Origin of the sequence: Oleiharenicola sp. Vm1 (assembly GCF_047777955.1) — a bacterium.
GTDB lineage: Bacteria > Verrucomicrobiota > Verrucomicrobiia > Opitutales > Opitutaceae > Didemnitutus.
In genome coordinates this window covers 977,592-997,218 of sequence record NZ_CP180537.1, presented here as the reverse complement: position 1 = coordinate 997,218, position 19,627 = coordinate 977,592, and the positions used below count along the sequence as shown (strand labels likewise).

Annotated in this window: 21 protein-coding genes and 1 pseudogene; 9 read left to right on the top strand and 13 right to left on the bottom strand. The window is 70.9% G+C overall.

Features of this window, described 5'->3' with window-relative positions; translation table 11 throughout:
• Window positions 1-93: 93 nt before the first annotated feature.
• From kdpC to ACMYLB_RS05365, 6 genes and pseudogenes are all read left to right on the top strand, one after another.
• Complete coding sequence (gene kdpC, locus ACMYLB_RS05390) at window positions 94-654, top strand: potassium-transporting ATPase subunit KdpC (protein WP_415909927.1); 561 nt, start codon at window positions 94-96, stop codon at window positions 652-654.
• A 95-nt stretch (window positions 655-749) separates the two neighbouring features.
• Window positions 750-1,235, top strand: a pseudogene (locus ACMYLB_RS05385) (hypothetical protein); the annotation flags it as partial.
• 131 nt (window positions 1,236-1,366) lie between these two features.
• Window positions 1,367-3,310, top strand: coding sequence for an ATP-binding protein (locus tag ACMYLB_RS05380; RefSeq protein ID WP_415909926.1), 1,944 nt, complete (start codon window positions 1,367-1,369; stop codon window positions 3,308-3,310).
• Complete coding sequence (locus ACMYLB_RS05375) at window positions 3,307-3,999, top strand: response regulator (protein WP_415909925.1); 693 nt, start codon at window positions 3,307-3,309, stop codon at window positions 3,997-3,999. Before ACMYLB_RS05380 ends, ACMYLB_RS05375 begins: the two co-directional genes overlap by 4 nt.
• Window positions 4,000-4,132: 133 nt before the next feature.
• Complete coding sequence (carA, locus tag ACMYLB_RS05370) at window positions 4,133-5,305, top strand: glutamine-hydrolyzing carbamoyl-phosphate synthase small subunit (protein ID WP_415909924.1); 1,173 nt, start codon at window positions 4,133-4,135, stop codon at window positions 5,303-5,305.
• Between the two features lie 428 nt (window positions 5,306-5,733).
• Window positions 5,734-6,309, top strand: coding sequence for a hypothetical protein (locus ACMYLB_RS05365; protein ID WP_415909923.1), 576 nt, complete (start codon window positions 5,734-5,736; stop codon window positions 6,307-6,309).
• Window positions 6,310-6,341: 32 nt separating this feature from the next.
• Here ACMYLB_RS05365 and ACMYLB_RS05360 read toward each other — a convergent pair whose 3' ends face one another.
• Together ACMYLB_RS05360 and kdsB are read right to left on the bottom strand one after the other, a co-directional pair.
• A complete protein-coding gene (locus ACMYLB_RS05360; protein ID WP_415909922.1) occupies window positions 6,342-7,400 on the bottom strand; it encodes an alpha/beta hydrolase in 1,059 nt (352 codons plus the stop codon).
• Window positions 7,401-7,404: 4 nt separating this feature from the next.
• Window positions 7,405-8,157, bottom strand: a complete 753-nt coding sequence (kdsB, locus tag ACMYLB_RS05355; RefSeq protein WP_415909921.1) for a 3-deoxy-manno-octulosonate cytidylyltransferase — start codon at window positions 8,155-8,157, stop codon at window positions 7,405-7,407.
• Between the two features lie 77 nt (window positions 8,158-8,234).
• Between kdsB and ACMYLB_RS05350 the strand changes: the two genes are divergently transcribed.
• Window positions 8,235-8,531 (top strand): HPr family phosphocarrier protein, encoded by a 297-nt coding sequence (locus tag ACMYLB_RS05350; protein WP_415909920.1) that lies wholly within the window; start codon window positions 8,235-8,237, stop codon window positions 8,529-8,531.
• A gap of 104 nt (window positions 8,532-8,635) precedes the next feature.
• Here ACMYLB_RS05350 and ACMYLB_RS05345 read toward each other — a convergent pair whose 3' ends face one another.
• The 11 genes from ACMYLB_RS05345 to ACMYLB_RS05295 form a co-directional block, all read right to left on the bottom strand.
• On the bottom strand, window positions 8,636-9,439 hold the full coding sequence (locus tag ACMYLB_RS05345; protein WP_415909919.1) for a TatD family hydrolase: 804 nt from the start codon (window positions 9,437-9,439) through the stop codon (window positions 8,636-8,638).
• Window positions 9,440-9,527: 88 nt separating this feature from the next.
• Window positions 9,528-10,466, bottom strand: coding sequence for a DUF4097 family beta strand repeat-containing protein (locus tag ACMYLB_RS05340; protein ID WP_415909918.1), 939 nt, complete (start codon window positions 10,464-10,466; stop codon window positions 9,528-9,530).
• Between the two features lie 56 nt (window positions 10,467-10,522).
• Complete coding sequence (locus ACMYLB_RS05335; RefSeq protein ID WP_415909917.1) at window positions 10,523-11,050, bottom strand: hypothetical protein; 528 nt, start codon at window positions 11,048-11,050, stop codon at window positions 10,523-10,525.
• A 52-nt stretch (window positions 11,051-11,102) separates the two neighbouring features.
• Window positions 11,103-11,891: a dienelactone hydrolase family protein gene (locus tag ACMYLB_RS05330; RefSeq protein WP_415909916.1), complete on the bottom strand. Its 789-nt coding sequence runs from the start codon at window positions 11,889-11,891 to the stop codon at window positions 11,103-11,105.
• Between the two features lie 73 nt (window positions 11,892-11,964).
• Window positions 11,965-12,327, bottom strand: coding sequence for a response regulator (locus ACMYLB_RS05325; protein WP_415909915.1), 363 nt, complete (start codon window positions 12,325-12,327; stop codon window positions 11,965-11,967).
• Window positions 12,288-13,760 (bottom strand): ATP-binding protein, encoded by a 1,473-nt coding sequence (locus ACMYLB_RS05320; protein WP_415909914.1) that lies wholly within the window; start codon window positions 13,758-13,760, stop codon window positions 12,288-12,290. The genes ACMYLB_RS05325 and ACMYLB_RS05320 overlap by 40 nt, the downstream gene beginning before the upstream one ends.
• An 82-nt stretch (window positions 13,761-13,842) precedes the next feature.
• Window positions 13,843-14,319, bottom strand: coding sequence for a hypothetical protein (locus ACMYLB_RS05315; protein ID WP_415909913.1), 477 nt, complete (start codon window positions 14,317-14,319; stop codon window positions 13,843-13,845).
• A complete protein-coding gene (locus tag ACMYLB_RS05310) occupies window positions 14,316-14,759 on the bottom strand; it encodes a CBS domain-containing protein (RefSeq protein WP_415909912.1) in 444 nt (147 codons plus the stop codon). The genes ACMYLB_RS05315 and ACMYLB_RS05310 overlap by 4 nt, the downstream gene beginning before the upstream one ends.
• Before the next feature lie 80 nt (window positions 14,760-14,839).
• On the bottom strand, window positions 14,840-15,445 hold the full coding sequence (locus ACMYLB_RS05305; RefSeq protein ID WP_415909911.1) for a DUF3418 domain-containing protein: 606 nt from the start codon (window positions 15,443-15,445) through the stop codon (window positions 14,840-14,842).
• Window positions 15,328-17,670, bottom strand: coding sequence for a DUF3418 domain-containing protein (locus ACMYLB_RS05300; protein ID WP_415909910.1), 2,343 nt, complete (start codon window positions 17,668-17,670; stop codon window positions 15,328-15,330). The genes ACMYLB_RS05305 and ACMYLB_RS05300 overlap by 118 nt, the downstream gene beginning before the upstream one ends.
• Window positions 17,664-18,953, bottom strand: a complete 1,290-nt coding sequence (locus tag ACMYLB_RS05295; protein ID WP_415909909.1) for a helicase-related protein — start codon at window positions 18,951-18,953, stop codon at window positions 17,664-17,666. The genes ACMYLB_RS05300 and ACMYLB_RS05295 overlap by 7 nt, the downstream gene beginning before the upstream one ends.
• 138 nt (window positions 18,954-19,091) lie before the next feature.
• Between ACMYLB_RS05295 and ACMYLB_RS05290 the strand changes: the two genes are divergently transcribed.
• Complete coding sequence (locus tag ACMYLB_RS05290; RefSeq protein WP_415909908.1) at window positions 19,092-19,358, top strand: hypothetical protein; 267 nt, start codon at window positions 19,092-19,094, stop codon at window positions 19,356-19,358.
• Window positions 19,355-19,621, top strand: coding sequence for a hypothetical protein (locus tag ACMYLB_RS05285; RefSeq protein WP_415909907.1), 267 nt, complete (start codon window positions 19,355-19,357; stop codon window positions 19,619-19,621). Before ACMYLB_RS05290 ends, ACMYLB_RS05285 begins: the two co-directional genes overlap by 4 nt.
• Window positions 19,622-19,627 lie beyond the last annotated feature (6 nt).

The window sequence follows — 19,627 nt, the reverse complement described above, 5'->3', positions numbered from 1 at the left end:
TACTCGCCCTCGATCTCGCGCGCCGCCCGCCCGGTCCTTCCCGCGTCGATTGGCCCGCTCCCTCGGTCCCAAAACCCTGATCGCCTCTCCACCATGAAAACCACTCTCGCCGCCCTCCGCCTCCTCGTCGTCCTCACGCTCCTGACCGGCCTCGTCTATCCGCTCGCCGTCTGGGCGCTCGGCCGCGCGTTTTTTCGCGACGCCGCCGAAGGCTCGCTGCTCCATCGCGGCGGCCGGCTCGTTGGCTCGGCGCTGCTCGCGCAAAAGACCACCGACCCGCGCTATTTCTGGCCGCGACCGTCCGCAGGCGACTACGCGACCGTCGCCTCGGGCGCGAGCAACCAAGCCTGGACCAGCGCCTCGCTGGCGAAGTCGATCGCGGATCGCCGCGCCGCCTTCGCGCCCGCGACCGAGATTCCCGCGGACCTGCTCACCGCGAGCGGCAGCGGTCTCGATCCCGATCTCTCGCCCGCCGCCGTCCGTTTCCAAGTCGACCGCGTCGCCGCCGCGCGTCACTTCACGCCGGCCCAACGAAATGCGCTCGTCGAACTCGTTGCGCGGCACACCGAGGGCGGGCAGCTTAGTCCGGCCCGCATCAACGTCCTCCGCCTCAACCTCGCCCTCGACACCGCCTTCCCCGCCCTCTCGCCGTGACCGCTCCCGCCCGCCCCGATCCCGACACCCTGCTCGCCTCCCTCCAGGCGCGCGAGGCGCGGGCGCGGCGCGGACACCTCAAGATCTTCCTCGGGATGTGCCCGGGCGTGGGTAAGACCTACGCCATGCTCCGCGCCGGCCAGCGCGAACGCGCCGCCGGCACCGACGTCGTCGTCGGCTTGGTCGAGACGCATGGCCGCGCCGAGACCGAGGCATTGCTGTCCGGCCTGACCGTGCTTCCGCGCCGCGCAATCGAGCATCGCGGCGCGCAACTCGGCGAACTCGACCTCGAGGCCGCGCGCACCCGCGCGCCGCGCCTGCTGCTCGTGGACGAACTCGCCCACACCAACGCCCCCGCCTCGCGCCATGCCAAGCGCTGGCAGGACGTCGTCGAGCTGCTCGAGGCCGGCATCGACGTGCTCACGACGCTGAACATCCAGCACGTCGAGTCGCGCGCGGACGCCGTGCGCGGGATCACCGGCGCGGTCCAGCGCGAGACCGTGCCCGACTCGGTGCTCGATCTCGCCGACGAGCTCGAACTCGTCGACCTCACGCCCGAGGGCCTGCTGGAGCGCTTGCACGAGGGCAAAGTCTATCTCGGCGACCGCGCCGCCGCGGCCGCGCAGAATTTTTCCAGGAGTCGCACCTCGCCGCACTGCGCGAGCTCGCGCTCCGCTACACCGCCGAGCGCGTCGACCGCCAGCTCCGCGAATTGCGCGCGGGCACGGCAAGGCACACCGTCTGGCGCAGTGGCGAACGTCTGCTGGTCGCCGTCGGACCGAGTCCGTTCTCCACCCAGCTCGTGCGCTGGACGCGCCGCCTCGCCGCCGCCCAGGGCGCCGCGTGGCTCGCCGTGCACGTCGAGCCGTCGTCGCCGCTGCCGCCCGACGACCAGCGGTTGCTGGACAGGAATCTCGCGCTGGCCCGCGAGCTCGGCGCGGAGGTCGTCGTCACCCAGGACCACGACATCGCCTCCGCCCTCGTCCGCACCGCCATCCAGCACAACGCCACGCAGATCGTCGTCGGCAAACCGCGCGCACGGCGCATCTTCGACCTCGTGCGCGGCACGCTGGTGGACCGCCTGCTGCGCCTCGGCGGCAAGATCGATGTCTACGTCGTGCCGGTCGAGGACCGTGCGCCGCTGGTCGATCTGGTGCGGTTCGACCACGAGCTGCGCAGTGGCGCGGGCGAGTATGCCTTCGTCGCCGCCACGCTCGCCGTCATCACCGTCGGCGGCCTGTTGCTGCCGCCGAACTCCTACCTCGCCTGCGGCCTCGTCTACCTTCTCGCGACGATTTTGCTCAGTCTGCGCGTCGGGCGCGGCCCGGTGCTGGGCGCCGGCGTGCTCAGCGCGCTGGCGTGGAACTTCCTCTTCATCCCGCCGCGTTTCACCTTCCGGATCGAGAAAGTCGAGGACGGCCTGCTCTTCGGCACGTATTTCGTCGTCGCGCTCGTCGCGGGGCAGCTGACCGCGCGCATCCGCGCCCAGGCCGTGGCCGAGCGCCGCCGCGAGGGCCGCGCCGTGGCGCTGTTCCAGCTGACCCGCGCGCTCGCCGCTGCCCGCACGCTCGACGAGGCGGTGTTCGCCGCGCTGCGGCAGGCCGACCAACTCTTCGGCGCCAAGACCGCGCTGCTGCTCGGCCACGCCCCCGAGGCGCTCGTGCCGCACTTTGCCGGCTCGCTCGCCCTCGACGCCAAGGAGCGCGGCGTGGCCGATTGGGTGCTGCTGCACCGGCGGCCCGCCGGGCGCTTCACCGACACGCTGCCCGCCGCCGCGGCGTTCTACCTGCCGCTCGTGCGCGAGGACCGGGCCATCGGCGTGCTCGGCGTCGCCGTGCCGCACGATCGCGATCTGACGCTCGCGCAGCGCGACCTGCTCGAAGCCTTCGCCCGCCAACTCGCCCTCAGCGTCGAGCAGGAACAACTGCGCGAGGCCAGTGAGCGCGAGAAGCTGCTGGCGGAGTCGGAAAAGCTGCACCGCGTGCTGCTCGACAGTGTCTCGCACGAGCTGCGCACGCCGCTGGCCGTCATCACCGGTTCGCTGGAGAACCTTGCCGAAGCGCCGGCCGGCCTGCGCGGCCTGCTCGTCGCCGAGGCGCGCGCCGCCGCCCGGCGATTGAACCGTTTGGTCGGCAACCTGCTCGACCAGACGCGCCTCGAGAGCGGCGCGCTGCGGCCGCGCCTCGATTGGTGCGACGCGCGCGACTTGGTCAACGCCGCCCTCGACGGCGTGCGCGACGAACTGGCCGGCCATCCGCTGGAAATCGCCGTGCCGGCGGACCTGCCGCCGGTCCGGGCGGACTTCGCGCTGATGGAGCAGGCGCTGGCCAATCTGCTGCTCAACGCCGCGCGCCACACGCCCGATGGCACGCCGGTCTTCGTCACCGCCGGCACCGAGCGCGGCGGGCAGCGGGTGTTCTTCACCGTGGCGGACCGCGGGCCGGGCTTCCCGTTGGAGATGCGCGAGCGGCTGTTCAAGAAATTCGAGCGCGGCGATGCCGCCCGGGCCGGCGGCCTCGGGCTCGGCCTGTCGCTGGTGCGCGGCTTCGTCGCGGCGCAAGGCGGCGAGATCGTCGTCGGCGCCAACCCCGGCGGCGGCGCGGTGTTCACGATTTACCTGCCGCACCGCGAGCCCCAGCCTCTTCCGGCCGAATGACCGCTCCCGTCCCCAACGCCTCCCTGCTCGTCATCGACGACGAGAAGCAGATCCGGCGGCTTCTGCGCGTGACGCTCGAGGCCGGCGGTTACCGCGTGCGCGAGGCGGAGAACGCCACGCTCGGCCTGCAAGAGATCGCGCATCAGGCGCCGGACGGCGTCGTGCTCGACCTGGGGCTGCCCGACCTCGACGGCGTCGAGGTCATCCGCCGCCTCCGCGAATGGTCGCGCGTGCCCGTGCTGGTGCTCTCCGTGCGCGAGGGCGAGGAGGACAAGATCGCCGCGCTCGACGCCGGCGCGGACGATTATCTGACCAAGCCTTTCGGCGGCCGCGAGCTGCTGGCGCGCGTGCGGGCAATCCTGCGCCGGGCGCCGGGCGGCGCGGAGGCGTCCGTCGTCCAGTTCGGCGAGGTCGAGGTCGACCTCGCCGCGCGCCTGGTGCGCCGGGCCGGGACCGAGGTGCACCTGACGGCCAAGGAATACGCATTTCTCAAACTCCTCGTGCAGCACCGCGGCAAGGTCGTGACGCACCGCCAGATCCTGCGCGAGGTCTGGGGCCCGGCGGCGGAGGAGCGCACCGACTACCTGCGCGTGCACATGACGCACCTCCGCCAGAAACTGGAGGCTGCCCCCGCCACCCCGCGCCACCTCCGCACCGAGGCGGGTATCGGCTACCGGCTGGTGGAGTGAGGCGGACCGCGGCCGGCGGGGTCGCCAAGGCAGGCGGCAAACCCACAGCGCGCCCGCTCCGTCTGCGTCACAGGCCCGGATTCTTGGAAAACCTCTAGACAGGGTCCCGGGAAGTGCTTTTCGTGCCTCTTTAATGTCCGCTCCCAAGCCCGCAGTTCTCGCCCTCGAAGACGGCACGGTGTTCCACGGCGCCGCCTTCGGCGCCGACGCCACGATCGCCGGTGAGTGCGTGTTCAACACCTCGCTGACCGGTTACCAGGAGATCCTCACCGATCCGTCCTACTTCGGCCAGATCGTCACCATGACCGCCGTGCAGATCGGCAACTACGGCATCAACGAGGAGGACGAGGAGCACGCCGGCCCGAAGGCCTCCGGCTTCGTCGTCCGCGAGGTCTCGCCCGTCGTCAGCAACTGGCGCAGCCAGATGTCGCTCGACGCCTACCTCAAGAAATACGGCATCCCCGGCATCAGCGAAATCGACACCCGCGCCCTGACCAAGAAGCTCCGCGTCACCGGCGCGATGAAGAGCTGCCTGAGCACGCTCCCGCTCTCCGACGCCGATGCCGTCGCCCGCGCCCGCGGCTGGCAGGACATGGCCGGCTCCGACTACGTCAAGGACACCACCTGCCAGGCGCCCTACGTCTGGAGCGACACTGACCCGAAGCGCCACAACGCGATCTACCTCCCCGTCGGCACCACGCTGGGCGTCCAGCCGCCGCACACTAAGAAGTTCAAGGTCGCCGCCTTCGACTACGGCGCGAAATACACGATCTTCCGCAAGCTCGTCCGCCACGGCTTCGAGGTGCATGTCTTCCCCGCCACCGCCACGCACGAACAGGTGCGCGAGGCCGGCGTCGACTGCCTGTTCCTCTCCAACGGCCCCGGCGATCCGGCCGCCCTGCCCTACATTCACAAGACCGTTAGCGCGCTGCTGCCGGATTACCCGACGTTCGGCATCTGCCTCGGCCACCAGATGATCACGCACGCCCTCGGCGGCACGACCTACAAGCTGAAGTTCGGCCACCGCGGCGGCAATCAGCCGGTGAAGAACCTCGAGACCGGCCGCGTCTCCATCACCGCGCAGAACCACGGTTTCGCCACCGACCCGAAATCCATCGAGGGCAAGGGCGCGGTCGTCACCGAGATCAATCTCAACGACAACACGGTCGAAGGCCTCCGCCACACGGAGCTGCCGGTGTTCTGCGTGCAGTATCACCCCGAGGCCGCCCCCGGCCCGAACGACGCCGACCCGCTTTTCGAGGACTTCTACCGGATGGTCGAGAAGCGCAAGGCGGGGAAGATCTGAACCGCACGACGGCACCGGGGTCGGACAGGCAATGCCCACCCGCGTCGCCGCCGCCCTTGCCGGAAGCTTCGCCCTCGCTCTCGCCGGCTGCATGAGCCTGCCGCCGGCGCCGGCCTACCGACGCGTCGACCAGGACTCGCCGGCCTACCGCGAGGCCGTTGCCCGCGAGACGGCCGCGGGAGTCGCCCGAGGCAAACCCGGGACCGAGGCCGGGAAAACCGCGGAACGCCGCGTGAAGCGGCAGTTCGTCGCCGCCGAAAAACAGCGCCGGATCGACTCCGTCGCCCCTGACCGCCGCCCTGACGGCTCTGGAGCGCCCGCGCGGCTGCTGGGCCTACACCGTCACCACCACCTCCACGCGCGACGGCCAGACCACCGTCACCGTCGAACGCTTCGACCCCTATCAGCCGGAGCCGAAGCTCTGGACGTTGCTCCGCCTCAACGGCGCGGAGCCCAGCGAATCGACTCAAGCCGACTACCGGCGCGCCAAGCTGCGGACGTGGCAAAAGCAGCCGGACCGCGCCGCCCAGCGGAAGCGTCCACCCGCCGAGCTGACCCGCAGCGATGCGCTCTACGCCGAGCTCGAGACGGAGGCGACCACCGTTCCCGGAGCCGTCAGCTACCACTTCGTGCGCGAGACGATGCACTGGACGCTTGTCGGCGACCTGCCGCGCCAGCGCGAGACCTACGTCGTCAACACCGCGGCGCCCGTCGTGCAGCGCCATGAGACCGTCTATCTCGGTCCAGCCAGAATCCTCGGCGGCAGCTTCACCGTTGAGTCCTTCGAGCAGGCGACGGACTACGGCGTGATCGATCCCGCGCTGCCGCCGTTCCCGGTCAAGACGACCGCGCACTCCCGCTATCGCAAGCTCGGGGGCCCGGCCCACGAGGAATCCGTGGAAAAGACCTACGCGGACTACCGCCGCGTGACGTGTTACGATGACCGTTTTCAGGCGATCCCGGGCGAACTGCGTCCGATCGACATCGTGCCCGACCAGCCGTAGAGCGCCGACCGCCGTGGACCGTCTGGTCCGTCTCAGTCGGCCGGACGCAGGGCGGGCTCCGGTCCTCCGGCGAGGGCGTGATCCAGCCATTCGCGCACCAGCGGCGCAATCGGCGCCAGCCGCATCGACAGCAGCAGGTGGTCGTCTTTTTCCAGCGTCACGAGCCGGCTGCCCTTCTGCGCCTGCGCCAAGAGCCGCCGGCTGTTCTCCGGCGAGAGCCAGCGGTCTCTTTCGCCGTGGAAGAACAACACGGGCACTTTCACGCGCGGCATGGCGGCGAGCACGTCGCCGTCGGCCCAGGAGAAATTGCCCTGCTTCTCCGCGCGCGCCACGGCGGCGGCGAAGGTCGCGTCGCTGATCTTCGCGGCTTCGGTCGGGGCGACGCCGTGCGCGAACTCCACGACGGCATCCCGGGCGTTGCTGAAGGGCTCCAGCGCCACCACGGCGGCCACCCGCGCATCCCGCGCGGCGAGGAGCAGGCCCGTGCTGGCACCATAGGAGACGCCGAGCACGCCGAGCTTGCCGCTGAGCAGGCCGCGGCGCGCGAGGTCGTCGATCACCTGCACCAGGTCCTTGGCCTCGAAGGCCCCGTAGGCGATCGAGTCGCCGGTGGAGCGTCCGTGCCCGCGGAGGTCGACGAGCACGGTGCGGTAGCCGGCCTCCGCCAGCGCGAGCGCCCAGTGCAGCATGTTTTCCTTGGCGTCGCGATAGCCGTGGAGGACGAGCACGGTGCCCTTCGGCGCGCCGACCGGCTGAGGCGGCAGGGTCCAATCGAGTTTCGGCGCGAGCCACTTGCGGCCCTGGTCGTTCTGCTTCACCTCGACCTTGTAGCGGAAGGCGTAGTTGCCCGGCTCGATCACCGCGACCGCCAGCTCGGCGGCGGGCGGGCCGACCGGCACGCGCCAGGACTGCGCGTAGAGGGCATCGACGCGCCGGGCGTAATCGGCGTCGCGGACGGCGCGCGGCGGGTGATCGCGATTCGGCGGCGCGACGGCCAGGTTGGCCAGCATGCCGCTGACGCAGCCGCTGAGCGCGAGCGCAGCGATCCCGAGGAGGACCAACGCGAGAGCGCGGCGCGGCGGGCGGTTCACGGCTTCAGCCCCGCCCGAGGTGTGCCTCGAACTTCGCCGCGTCTTCCGCGGTGTCGACGCCGATGGTGGGGTCCTCGGTGACGTCGATGGCGATGGGGTAGCCGTTTTCAAGCACGCGCAGTTGCTCGAGCTTCTCGATCTGCTCCAGCTGGCCTGGCGGCATCCGGACGAATTTCTCGAGGAAGTCGCCGTGGTAGGCGTAGAGGCCGAGGTGCTTGTAGCAGCCGTGGGCGGCCAGCCAGGCGTCGTCCACCTTGCCGGCGAGGTCGCGGGCGTAGGGCATGGGCGAGCGGGAGAAATAGAGTGCGCGGGCGGCGGCGGGGGCGCGGACGACCTTCACCTGGTTGGGATTGTAGAAATCCTCGGCCTTCCGGAAGGGCGTGCAGAGCGTGGCCATCGGGGCGTCGCCCTGGATGAGCTTCTGCAGGGCGCGGATCTGGCCGCCGGACACCAGGGGCTCGTCGGCCTGGACGTTGATGACGTAGCTGGCCCGGACGGTGCGGTTGGCCTCGGCCAGGCGGTCGGTGCCGCTGGGGTGCCGGGCGTCGGTCAAAATCGCGCGGAATCCGGCACCTTCTATGCACTCGGCGAGCAGCGGATGATCCACGGCAAACCACAGCGGCAAGTCGGGCGCCTCGGCCGTGATGCGCTCGGCCACCCAGAGCACAAGCGGCTTTCCTTTAATGAGATGCAGCAGCTTCCGCGGGAAGCGCGTGGACTCCAACCGGCAGGGCACGATGAGCGCGAAAGCGGGCATAATCGGGAATCTGGTTGCAAGCCGGGGGCGGAGCGGCTTTTTCGGAACCCTTTATTTTGAGCCGATAAACACCTGCAATGGAAAAGAGTGACACCAACACCGCCGCCACCCACGTCCGGGAGCTCCTTGTCGAAAACAAGATGGGCATCCATGCACGTCCGGCGGCGATGATCGTGCGTGTCACCAACAAGTTCAAGGCGGACGTCTTCGTGGAGAAGGACGACGAGCAGGTGAACGGCAAGAGCATCATGGGCCTGATGATGCTGGCCGCCGCCAAGGGCTCGAAGATCAAGTTCGTCGCCACGGGCGAGGACGCCGAGACCATGCTCAACGAGCTGGAGGCGCTGTTCGGGCGCAAGTTCGACGAAGCCTGAGGCCAGGGGCCTGGCGAATGCACGGAACGGAGGCCGGCCGATCGCCGGCCTTTTTTGTTGGGCGGGCATGACCGCCCGGCCGCCGGCCGCGTGCGCGCGACGGGCTAGACGCCGAAGAACCGCTTCGCGTTCGCCGTGGACCGGGCCGCCAGCTCCTCGTCCCCCACCCCGAAGAGCGTCGCCGCGAACTCCGCCGTGTGCCGCAGGTAGGCCAGCTCGTTGGGCTTCCCGCGGTGCGGCACGGGCGTCAGGTAGGGGGCGTCGGTCTCGAGCATCAGCCGCTCGATCCCCTGCGCCCGGGCGGCGGCGCGGATGGCCTCCGCGGTCTTGTAGGTGAGGATGCCGGTGAACGAGCCGATGCCGCCGCGGCGGTTCAGCTCGGCGATCTCGGCCGGGCCTTCGGTGAAACAGTGGAAAACGACCTTCGTCCAATCGACGCCGCTGGCGTCGATCATCTCGACGCATTCGCGAAACGCGCCGCGCGAGTGCACCACGACCGGACAGCCGAGCCGTTTCGCCAGCGCCAAACCCGCGCGAAACGCCGCCTGCTGCGTCGCGAACACCTGCTCGGCGGCCGCCGGGTCGTCCTTGGGCAGGTGAAACCGGTCCAATCCGATCTCGCCCAGCGCGACCGGCCGCGGCCCGGCTTGACCGGACCAGAAGGCCTCCAGGCCCGCGAAGCGCTCCTCCCAGCGCGCGTCGACGCTGCACGGGTGGATGCCGGCGGTGTAGTGCACGAAGCCCGGGTGCGCCGCCGCGAGATCGCGGTAAAGGCCCCAGTCGTCCGCGTCGGTGCCGATCGTGATCAGCGCGTCCAAGCCGGCCGCGCGGGCCCGATTCAGGACCGGCGCCAGCTCGCCGCGGCGCGCGAAGCTCTCGAGGTGCGTGTGGGAGTCGATCAGGCCCATCGGGCGGATTGAAGCCCGGCCAAAGGGAGAGGCCAGCGCTTTCGCGCTGGCCTCTATGCACACACACCTGGCGTTAGGCCGGTGAAAGTTATTCGGCGCGGACCTTGATGTCGCCGCCGCTGGAACGGAGCTTCAGGCGCGGGCCGCCGCCGTTGACGGCGCCGATGAGCTTGCTCTTGCCCATACCGCCTTTCTCGATCGTGAGCGTCAGGCCCTCGGCGTCGACGTCGCCGCCGGACGTGCTGGCGTCGAGCTTGAAGCCGATGCCCTTCTTCACGTGCACGACCACCCGCCCGCCGGAGGTGCCGAGTTCGGTGTCCTGCTTGATCGGGCCGGTGATGTTCGCGGCGATGTCGCCGCCGGAGGTCGTGGCGCTGAGGAGTTCCTCGACCGACTCGAGCTTGATGTTGCCGCCGGAGGTGGAGACTGCGGTCGGACCGCCCGCGCGGCCCACATAGATGTCGCCGCCGGAGGTGTGGAGCTTGGCCGTCGCGGTGCCTTCCTCGAGGCGGATGTTACCGCCGGACGTGCGGCCCTCGATGCTGCCGTCGATCTTGGCGAACTTCAGGTCGCCGCCGCTGGTGCGGGCCTTGACCGTGCCCTGCACGCTGCCGACGTCGATGTCGCCGCCGGAGGTGTTGAGATCGAGGTTGTAGGCGCGCGGCACGGTGACGGTGTAGTCGACCGAGACCGGCGGCCAGTTCTTCCAATGGAAACCCTTCTCGCGCTCGTATTTCGCCTCGGCAACGACGTCGTTGCCCTGCTGCTCGAGGCGGAATTGCAGGCCCCTCAGCAGCTCGTCGGCCTCCGTTTCGGAATCGGTGCGGATGACCTGGCGGGCCACGACGTGGACCTCGGCGACATCGGCCGTCACGACCTTGATGTCGCCTCCCTGCGTGCTGCCGGTGAAGTGGCCGCCCGCTTGGACGGCGAAAGTCTTCTCGACGGTGCGGACGATCTTGGCCTCGGCGGCGGCGGGGACAGCGAGCAACGCGCCGACGGTGAGCAGGCAGGACAGGGATTTCATAGGCGTTGTGTCCCTGAGAACCCGACCGCCGCGGATAAGTTACAGAAAATCTCGCGTCAGCGCCGCACGTCGAGCCGCACGTTCATCCGCGCCAGGCGCTGCAGCAGGCGCAGGTCGGCCCGGATCGGCCACCAGTCGTAGAGGTAGATCTCCAGCGGCCGCCACATCGCCACCCAGCCGACGATATGCAGCCCCAGCTCGGCGAATTCGCCCGCGCGCGCCGGCAGCATCGGCCGGACCACGGCCCCGAGCGCGAAGCACGCCGCCAGGAACACGATGCCGATCGCCATGCTCGCCCGGCCGCGCCGCAGCAGCTGCCGCAGCTCGCGCTCCTTGATCGCCGCGCGGCTGGCGAAGTAGTGCCGCACCGCCTCCTGCACGCCGGCCGCGCGCTCGGCGTCCGGCGCCTCCGCCACGTGGAGGTGCAGCTCCAGCTCGCCGTGGTGCGGCAGCTCGCGCGCCCAGCTGACGATGAACTCCTCCGCGTCGGCGTCGAGGTCGCGGTCGATGAACGGCGAGGGATCGAGCGAGTTGAAGAGCTGCGCCAGCTCGCGCAGGCGGACCTCGATGCGGGCGTTGCTCATGCCCGCAGCAAACCCGCGGGCCCGCGCCGGCGCAATCCCCGTCATGCCGCGCTCACCGCGCGAACAGCTCGGCGAAGAACAGCTTCATGTGCTCCCACGAGCGCCGCGCCGCCGGCTCGTTGTAGGCGATCGGGATGCCGTTGGCCTTGCCCAGCGCGTCCGCACCCGGGTTGCTGAAGGCGTGCACCGCGCCGGCGTAGGAGATCCACTGCCAGTCGAAGTGGCCGGCGTTGAGCGATTTTTCGAACGCGGCAATCTCCTCCGGCTTGATGAAAAGGTCGGCCGCGCCGTGCAGCATCAGCACCTTGGCCCGGTTGCTCGCGCCCTCCCACGCCGCGATGGGCGAGCCGTGGAAGCTCACGATGCCCGCCAGCGGCGCGCCGCTGTAGGCGAGCACCTGCGCGGCCGAGCCGCCGAAGCAGAAGCCGATCGCCGCCACCTGGCCGGGGGCGACCTTGCCGGTGGCGAGCAGCTGGTCGAGGCCCGCCCGGCCGCGCGCGGCCCATTTCTTGGCGTCGCCGTAGAAGGGCTGCGCGAGCGCGGCGGCGCGCTTCGCGTCCGTCGTGGTCACGCCCGCGCCATACAGGTCGGCCGCGAACGCCACGTAGCCGAGCTCGGCCAGCTGCCGGGCGCGGCCCTTCGCGTAGTCGTTCAGGCCCCACCACTCCGGGAGGACGAGGACGCCGGGGCGCGGCGTGGTGACGGCGTCGTCATAGGCGAGGAAACCCTCGAGCTTCACGCCGTCGTGCTCGTAGGCGACGGGCTGGGTGACGATCGCGGCGGGCAGGGCGGGGAATGCGGCCAGCACGGCCGCCGAGGCGAGGAGAGCGCGGAAGTTCATGCGCGCACCGTAGCGAAGCCCGCCCGCAGTGCAACCGCGCCGGTGCCGCCGGCCGGAAGCCGGCCGGCCCCGCTCACGGCGCCGGCCGCAGCCACTTGGCGAAGCACGCGCGCAGGTCGTCCTGCCGCACGGGCTTGGTCAGGAAATCGTTCATGCCCGCCGCCAGGCAGCGCTCGCGGTCCTCGCTGCGCACGCTGGCCGTGAGGGCGACGATGGGCAGCGCGGCGCCTTCGTGCCGCTCGCGGATCAGCCGGGTCGCCTCGGTGCCGTCCATGCCCGGCATGTGCTGGTCCATCAGCACGAGATCCCAGCCGCCCTCCGCGATGCGCGCGACGGCCTCGGCGCCGTTGTCGACGATCTGCACGTCGATGCCGAGCCGGCGCAGGAGCAGATCGATCACGCGCTGGTTGCCCCAGTCGTCCTCGACCACCAGCACGCGGCCGGCAAAGCGCTCCGGCAACCCGGCCGCGACCGCCGGCGCGCGGGACAGGGCGCGCTCCGCCACCCGCCAGGTGAGGGCAAAACAGAACTCGCTGCCGCCCCCGGCGTGCTGACCGCCTGGATTTCACCGCCCATGCCGCGCACGAGGCTCTGCGAGATGGCGAGGCCCAGCCCCGAGCCGCCGTAGCGGCGCGTGGTCGAGCTGTCGCCCTGGGTGAATTTTTCGAACAGCCGCGGCAGCAGCCCGGGGTCGATGCCGATGCCCGTGTCGCGCACCCGGAAGCGCACCGTGGCCCGCCCGGGCTCCGCCTGCGGCAGGTCGACGCTCACGTCGACCCGGCCGCGCTCGGTGAACTTCACCGCGTTGCCGATCAGGTTGAGCAGCACCTGGCGCAGGCGCATCGGGTCGCCGCGCACGAGCGCCGGCAGCCGCGGGTCCGCCTGCAGCGCGATGGTCAGGCCCTTCGCCTCTGCACGGGTGCTGAACAGGGCCACCACCTCCTCCGCGACCTCGCGCGGGGCGAACTCGATCTCCTCGAACTCGAGCTTGCCGCTCTCGATCTTGGAGAGGTCGAGGATGTCGTTCAGCAGGTGCAGCAGGGTGTCGGCGGACTTGCTCGCCACGCCGACATGCTGGCGCTGCTCGGCGCTCAGCGGCGAGTCGCCGAGGAGCTGGAGCATGCCGATGATGCCGTTCATCGGCGTCCGGATCTCGTGGCTCATCGTGGCGAGGAACTCGCTCTTGGCCTGGTTCGCCGCCTCGGCGCGGCGCTTGGCCACGCTGAGGGTGTTCACCAGCTCGTCGTTCTCGTAGATGAGGCGGTAGAGCTTCTTGAGGTCCGCGTGATGGAGGTGCGCGGTGTTGATGAGGAAGAGCGCGTAGGTGAAGGTGATCGCGGCGAGCACCCAGGCGCCGGTTTCCGGGACGGTGGCGAAGCGCAGCATCGCCGGTCCGAGCGTGGCCAGGATGTAGAGCCAGTAGCACGGCCGCACCGGGGCGAGCGAGCGGGCGGCGCCCGCGTTCATGCCCGCGATGATGAACGCCGCCAGGCAGCGCGGCACGAGCGCGTCGGCGACGATGAACAGCCAGCCGCCCACGCCCCAGACCACGCCGGCCAGCACGACCTCGACGAGGAAAAGGTTGCGCCACCACCCGAGTTCCCCGTCCGGGCGGGCCCGGCGCGCGAAGGCGAGGTTCGTCGCCAGCCGCACGCCGGAGAGCGCGAAGATCACCGCCAGCCAGCCGAGCACGACGCGGTGCGGAAAGTGGTCCCACACGCCGATCGCCAGCGTCGCCGCCAGCACGAAGTTCGAGAACAACCCGAACCCCGCCGAGCGGTAGAGCATGCGGGTCAGCTCCGCTTCGACGCGAAACTCGATCGCGCGCGCCGTTTCGCTCGGGAAGCGGGTGTCGTTGTCTCCGGCCATCCGCGCAAGGACAGTTTTTGCCCGAGAGGCCGGCAAGGGAATATGCCTAAGCTCTATTCCCTAGGCGGTCTCGGACCGAATCCTACACGCGCCGCCGGAGCTCGAGCACGTCGCCGGATTTCAATTCGTGATCCTCCAGCCCCGCGCGCACGCGGCGCAGGTCGGCGCCGATGCGCCGTCCGCCGCGGAAGATCGTCGCCGCATCGTAGACCGCGCCGAACTTGCCGCTCTGCGCCGCGGTGTAGAGCCGCATCCCCTGCTCCCAGGGCAGCTCGGTCACCGTGCCCGAACCCGCGTCGACCGCGACGACCATGCCCGCGCGCGCCAGCTTCGCCGCCGACTCCATCGAGAGCGAGGCGACATCGCCGGACGACGTCACGGCGGAGGCCACGACCTTGCCGGTCGTCGTCACCGTGGCCGCGGTGACCTTGCCCGCGGTCTTCACCGTCGCGACGGTGACCGCGGTGACGGCCGCGCCGGTCGCGACGACCGCCGCGCAGCCGCCGAGGGCAAGCAGAGCCGAGAGGAGGAGGATGAGACCGACCGTCGTCCGGATCACGCCGAGAGCCCGCCGCTGATGTATTGGCGGAGCGATTCCGCTTCCGCGCGGTGCGTGTTCGCGACCCAGCGCGACACGTCGCCGATGGAAATCAGGCCGAGGATCTGGCCGTCCTTGACCACGGGCAGGTGGCGGCAGCGCTTCTCGGCGAAGGTGTCCATCATCTGCTGCACCGTCGTCTCGGGCGCGACGGTCAGCACGTTGGCCGTCATCACGCGCGCGATCGGCGTGGCCTTGGGATCGAGGTCGGCGGCGATGACGCGGGTCAGCACGTCGCGCTCCGTGAAGATGCCGGCGAGGCGGGCGCCGTCCATGACGAGCACCGAGCCGATCTTGTGACGGTTCATTTCTTTCACGGCATCCGCTACCGAAACCGAGCTGGCCACCGAGCGGACCGTCGCGCCCTTGTGCTCCAGCAACGTCGCAATCGAGGTATTCATGCGTTGGGGTGGGGTTGCGCGGCAGGTTAGGCGCCGCCCCCCGACCGGCAACCCCAAAGCCGTCGTTCCGCGGGGCTATTCTACCGCGGGAGATTTCCCAGCGCGTCGAGGCTCTTGAGCACGGTCTTGCCCTTCACCGGCAGCGCCACCGCGACCTTCGGCTTCTCGGGCGCGGCGGGCGGTGCGGCCGCCTCGCTCTCCCGGTTCGCCGCGAGGTCGCGCAGGGCCTTTTCCAGCCGCACGGCCGAGACCGGCTCGACGGTGCCGAGCTCCTGCGCGAACAGGCTGACGCGGAACTCCTCGACCAGCCAGCGGAACTCCCCTGCCCGCTCGCCCAGCCGCGCCAGCGCCTGCACGAACGGCTGCAGCTCCCGCGCGCGCGCGGCGTCCTTCGCCGGGTCGCGCTTCCAGCGCTCGGCGCGGGCCTGCATGCCCTTGAGGTAGCGCGGCAGCTCCCGCACCCGCGCGAACGGCGTGCGACGCAGGAAATCCGGCGGCAGCAGCGCGCCGAGGTCGTTTTCCAGGCCCGGGAACGGGGTCTTGTGCGTCTGCAGCGCGAGGCGCAGGGTCAGGATCTCGCGCAGCCAGTCGACCAGCTTCGGCACGAGCCCGCGCAGGTCGGCCTTGGCGTCGCCGACCGCCCGCGCGAAGTTCTCCTGCGTGAGGGCGGGACGGTTCGGGGCCACGCCCCCACCCGCCCGCCGTCCGTCACCCAGCGCCGGACCGAGTCGAGCGCATCGGCCTGCAGTTTCTCCAGCGGCGCCAGCGTGACCGCCAGCGTGCCGATGGCGCGCAGGTCGCGCAGGTCCTTCTCCAGCCAGCCGAGTTCATAGCGCAGCGCCGTCTCGAGCAGCCGGCGCAGGCCGCCGCGCGTGGCCGCGAGCGCCTCCTCGGGCGTGGCGAACAGCCGCACCGCCACGCCGGCGTCGTTCGCCAGCAGGCCGGGATACGCACGCACCGGCACGCCGGCCTGCTCGGTGACGACCACCGACTCGGGCAGGTTGCCGAACTTCCACTCGCCCGCCGGGGCCGTCTCCCACTTCTCGCGGGCGGCGCGCCAGGCGGCGCTGTCGGTCTTCGCCGCGCGCTGGCTGACCTCGCGCTGCTTGGTGCCGAGCTGCTGCTGCAGCTCCGCGAGCTCGCGGCTGGCGCCGAGCACGGCGCCGCGCTGGTCCACCACCTCGACGCGCACGCGCAGGTGGTCGGGCAGCGTCTTGCCGTCCCACACGCGCGGGTCGATGCGCACGCCGAGCTTCTGGGTCAGCACCTCGGCCAGCGCCGCCGCCAGCGTCGGCGGCGGCTGGCGCGCGGCGACGAGCTGGATCTCGCCGGTGATCTTCTGCGCGGTCTCCGCGAGCGGGATCAGCGTGCGGCGCTGCTCCTTCGGCAGCGCCTTCAGCATCAGCTCGATCTTCTCGCGCAAATGGCCCGGCACGGCCCAGTCGAGCGTCGCGGGCGTGAGCTCCGCCGCCTCCTCGAGGCCCACCCGCAGCGTGACGCCGTCGTCTTCCTGCCCGGGCTTGTAGGCGTAGTTGAGCGGCAGCGCGCGGTTCTCGATCGGGAGGGACTCCGGAAACGCTGCGTGATCGGGCGTCTCCTCGACCTGCGGCTTCAGGTCGTCCTCGTCGAGGAAGAGGAATTTCGGCTCCGTCATCTGCCGGTGGCGGACGAGGTCGACGAGCTCGGGGACGGACGAAACGCCCAGGTTGGGGCGGTTGCCCTCAACCGCCCTCTCCTCGGCGCGCGCAGGGCCGCTGGGGGCAACGGCCCCTGCCTCGCCGGCAGATGCCGGCGCCGTCTCCGGCAGCAGCCGCCGCGCGTAGAAGCGATACAGCGCCTCGTCGAGGTTCATGTATCCCGCCGCGCGGAGGCGCGTGAGCACGGTCTCGGCCTTCTCGCGCAGGCGGCGGTTGTGGGCGATGAAATCGAGCGGGAAGGTCACCGTGTCGCCGACGAGCCCCTCGCGGATGAAGATCTCCGTCGCGTGCCGCGGGTCGATCTTGCCGTAGCCGACGGAGCGCGTGTCGAGCTCGAGGTTGTAGAGGCGCCGGCGCTCCTTCACCAGGACGCGGCCGCCCTCCACGCTCCAGAACGGCTCGCTGTGCGACACGCGCAGCAGGTGCGCGCCGAGGTCGAGCGCCCACTGGGGATCGATGCGCGCGCAGGTGCGGGCGTAGACGCGGCCGGTCTCCATGATCTCGGAGGCCATGAGCCAGCGGGCGGCCTTCGGCTTGGCCGGAGCCTCCTTGCGCGGCGCGACGACCTTCTCGCGCTGCGGCCGCTCGAAGAGCGCCGAGCCGGGGAACACCGCGACTTTGCGGTCGTGCGCGGCGTGGTAGGTGCCGTCGTCCAGGCGCGTGGCGATGTTGCCGAGCAGGCCGGCGAGGATGGAGCGATGGATCGCGCGGTAGCCCGGGAGGCCCGGGACGAGGTCGCGCACCGACTCGGGCGTCGCCGCGGCCTTGCGCCGCGCGGCGCGGCCGGCGTCGCGCGGGTCGGCACCGGCGCCGTCGAAGACGGACGAGTCGTCGAAACCCTCGCGGCTCTCGATCACGTCGACGAGTTGGGCGTGGACGTCGCGCCACTCGCGCATGCGCATGAACGACAGGTAGTGGCTGGAGCAGAACTTCCGCAGCTTGCCCAGCGTCATCGTCTCGAAGTCGTCGTGATACGCCTCCCAGATCGAGAGCAGGGTGAGGAAATCCGAGTCGGGATGCGTGAAGCGCCGGTGCGCGGCGTCGGCCTTCTGCTGGGCGTCGAGCGGGCGCTCGCGGGGATCCTGGATGCTGAGGGCCGCGGCGATGACGAGCACCTCGCGCACGCATTTCTCCTGGCGCGCCTGCAGCACCATGCGGCCGACGGTCGGGTCCACGGGCAGGTGCGCGAGGTCGCGGCCGAGGTCGGTCAGCACGCCGGCGTCGTCGATCGCGCCCAGCTCGTGCAGCAGGGCGTAGCCGGCGCGGATGCCCTTCGCCGGCGGCGCGTTGAGGAAGGAAACTCCTCGATGTCGCCGAGGCCGAAGGCCTTCATGCGCAGGATGACGTCGGCGAGGTTGCTGCGCTGGATTTCCGGGGTGGCGAAGCGCGGGCGGTCGTTGAAGTCCTGCTCCGAGTAGAGGCGGATGCAGACGCCGTTGCTCACGCGGCCGCAGCGGCCCTTGCGCTGGTCGGCGCTGCTCTGCGCCACCGGCTCGACCGGCAGGCGGCGCGTGCGGCTCTGCGGCACGTAGCGGCTGATGCGCGCGAGGCCGGTGTCGATGACGAAGCGGATGCCGGGGATCGTGAGCGAGGTCTCGGCGATGTTGGTCGCGACGACGATCTTGCGCCGCGGCGACGGCGCGAAGACGCGCTGCTGCTCGGCGTTGGTCAGGCGGCCGAACAGGGGCACGATCTCGATCGGGCGCGCCTGGCGGCCCTGGAGCAGGTCGGTGACCTCGCGGATGTCGCGCTCCGTGGGCAGGAAGACCAGGATGTCCCCGTCGGCGCTCTCGCGCAGCACGCGCTCGACCGCCTCGACCGCGCCGTCGATGTAGGTGAACTCGTCGCGGTCGGCGCCGGTGAGGCTCTCGGCCTTCATCTCGTCGAGCGGCGACCAGACGACCTCGACCGGGTAGGTGCGGCCCGAGACCTCGACGATCGGCGCGCCATCGAAGGCCTCGGAGAAGGCCTGGGTGTCGATCGTGGCGGAGGTGATGACGATCTTCAGGTCCGGCCGGCGCGTGCGCAGGCGGCGGAGGTGGCCGAGGATGAAGTCGATGTTGAGCGAGCGCTCGTGCGCCTCGTCGACGATGATGGCGTCGTATTCCCGCAGCTCCGGATCGCCCTGCAGCTCGGCCAGGAGCATGCCGTCGGTCATGAACTTCACCACCGTCTGCGGCGAGGTCTGGTCGGCGAAGCGGATCTTGCAGCCGACTTCCCGGCCCCAGTCGACGTTCAACTCCTCCGCCACGCGCCGCGAGACCGAGGCCGCGGCGACGCGTCGCGGCTGGGTGCAGGCGATCTTGCCGCGGGTGCCGCCGCCGGCGGCGAGGACCATCTTGGGAATCTGCGTGGTCTTGCCCGAGCCCGTCTCGCCCGCGAGGACGATGACCTGGTGCTTCAGCAGCAGGCCGATGATCTCGTCCGCGCGCGCGCTGATCGGCAGTTCCGGGGGGAACTCGATGCGGAAATTCGGCTGGGGACGGGAGGGCGGCATGCGCGGGGAGACAGAGTGAAAGCGCGAAGCTGGCCGCGTCGAGGCATGAAAACAGGAGCCCGCCCGCTCGGGCCGCCGCCGGGGCGCCAAGATCGCGCTTGGCAGGCGCACCGGCGGCGCCCATCGATGTCCTTCCCCATGTCCCGCACCACGCCGCCCGAACTGCCGCAACGCCGCCTCGAAAGGGTGCTCGGCTTCTCGCGCGCGAATGCCATCGGCGTGATCGCGTGCGCCGGGGCGAGCCTGCTCCTGAATCTCCTCGCGCAGGACTGGACCATGTCCGGCTTCGCCGCCCTGGCGCTCGTCGCCGGCGCGATGGAGTGGACCGGCCAGCTCCGGCTGCGCGAGGGGACTTCGGCGGCCTGCAGTGGCTGCTCGGCGCCCAGGGCTGCCTCTACACCGTGATCGCCGGCTACGTGCTGTGGCGCCTGCAGCATTTCGACCCGGGCGCGCTCTGGGCCGAGCTGCCGGAGGAGACGCGCACGCAGTTCCTGGCACAGCTGCGCAGCGCCGGGGCGCCGGAGTCGGACCGCGACGTCTTCCTCCGCGCCTTCAACTTCCTCCTCTGCGCGTCCCTCGTCGTCGCGAGCACGATCTACCAGGGCGGCGTCGCCTGGTGGTATCGCCGCAGCCGCGACGCCATCGCCGCCGCCCTCGGGGCGGAGTGAGCGCCG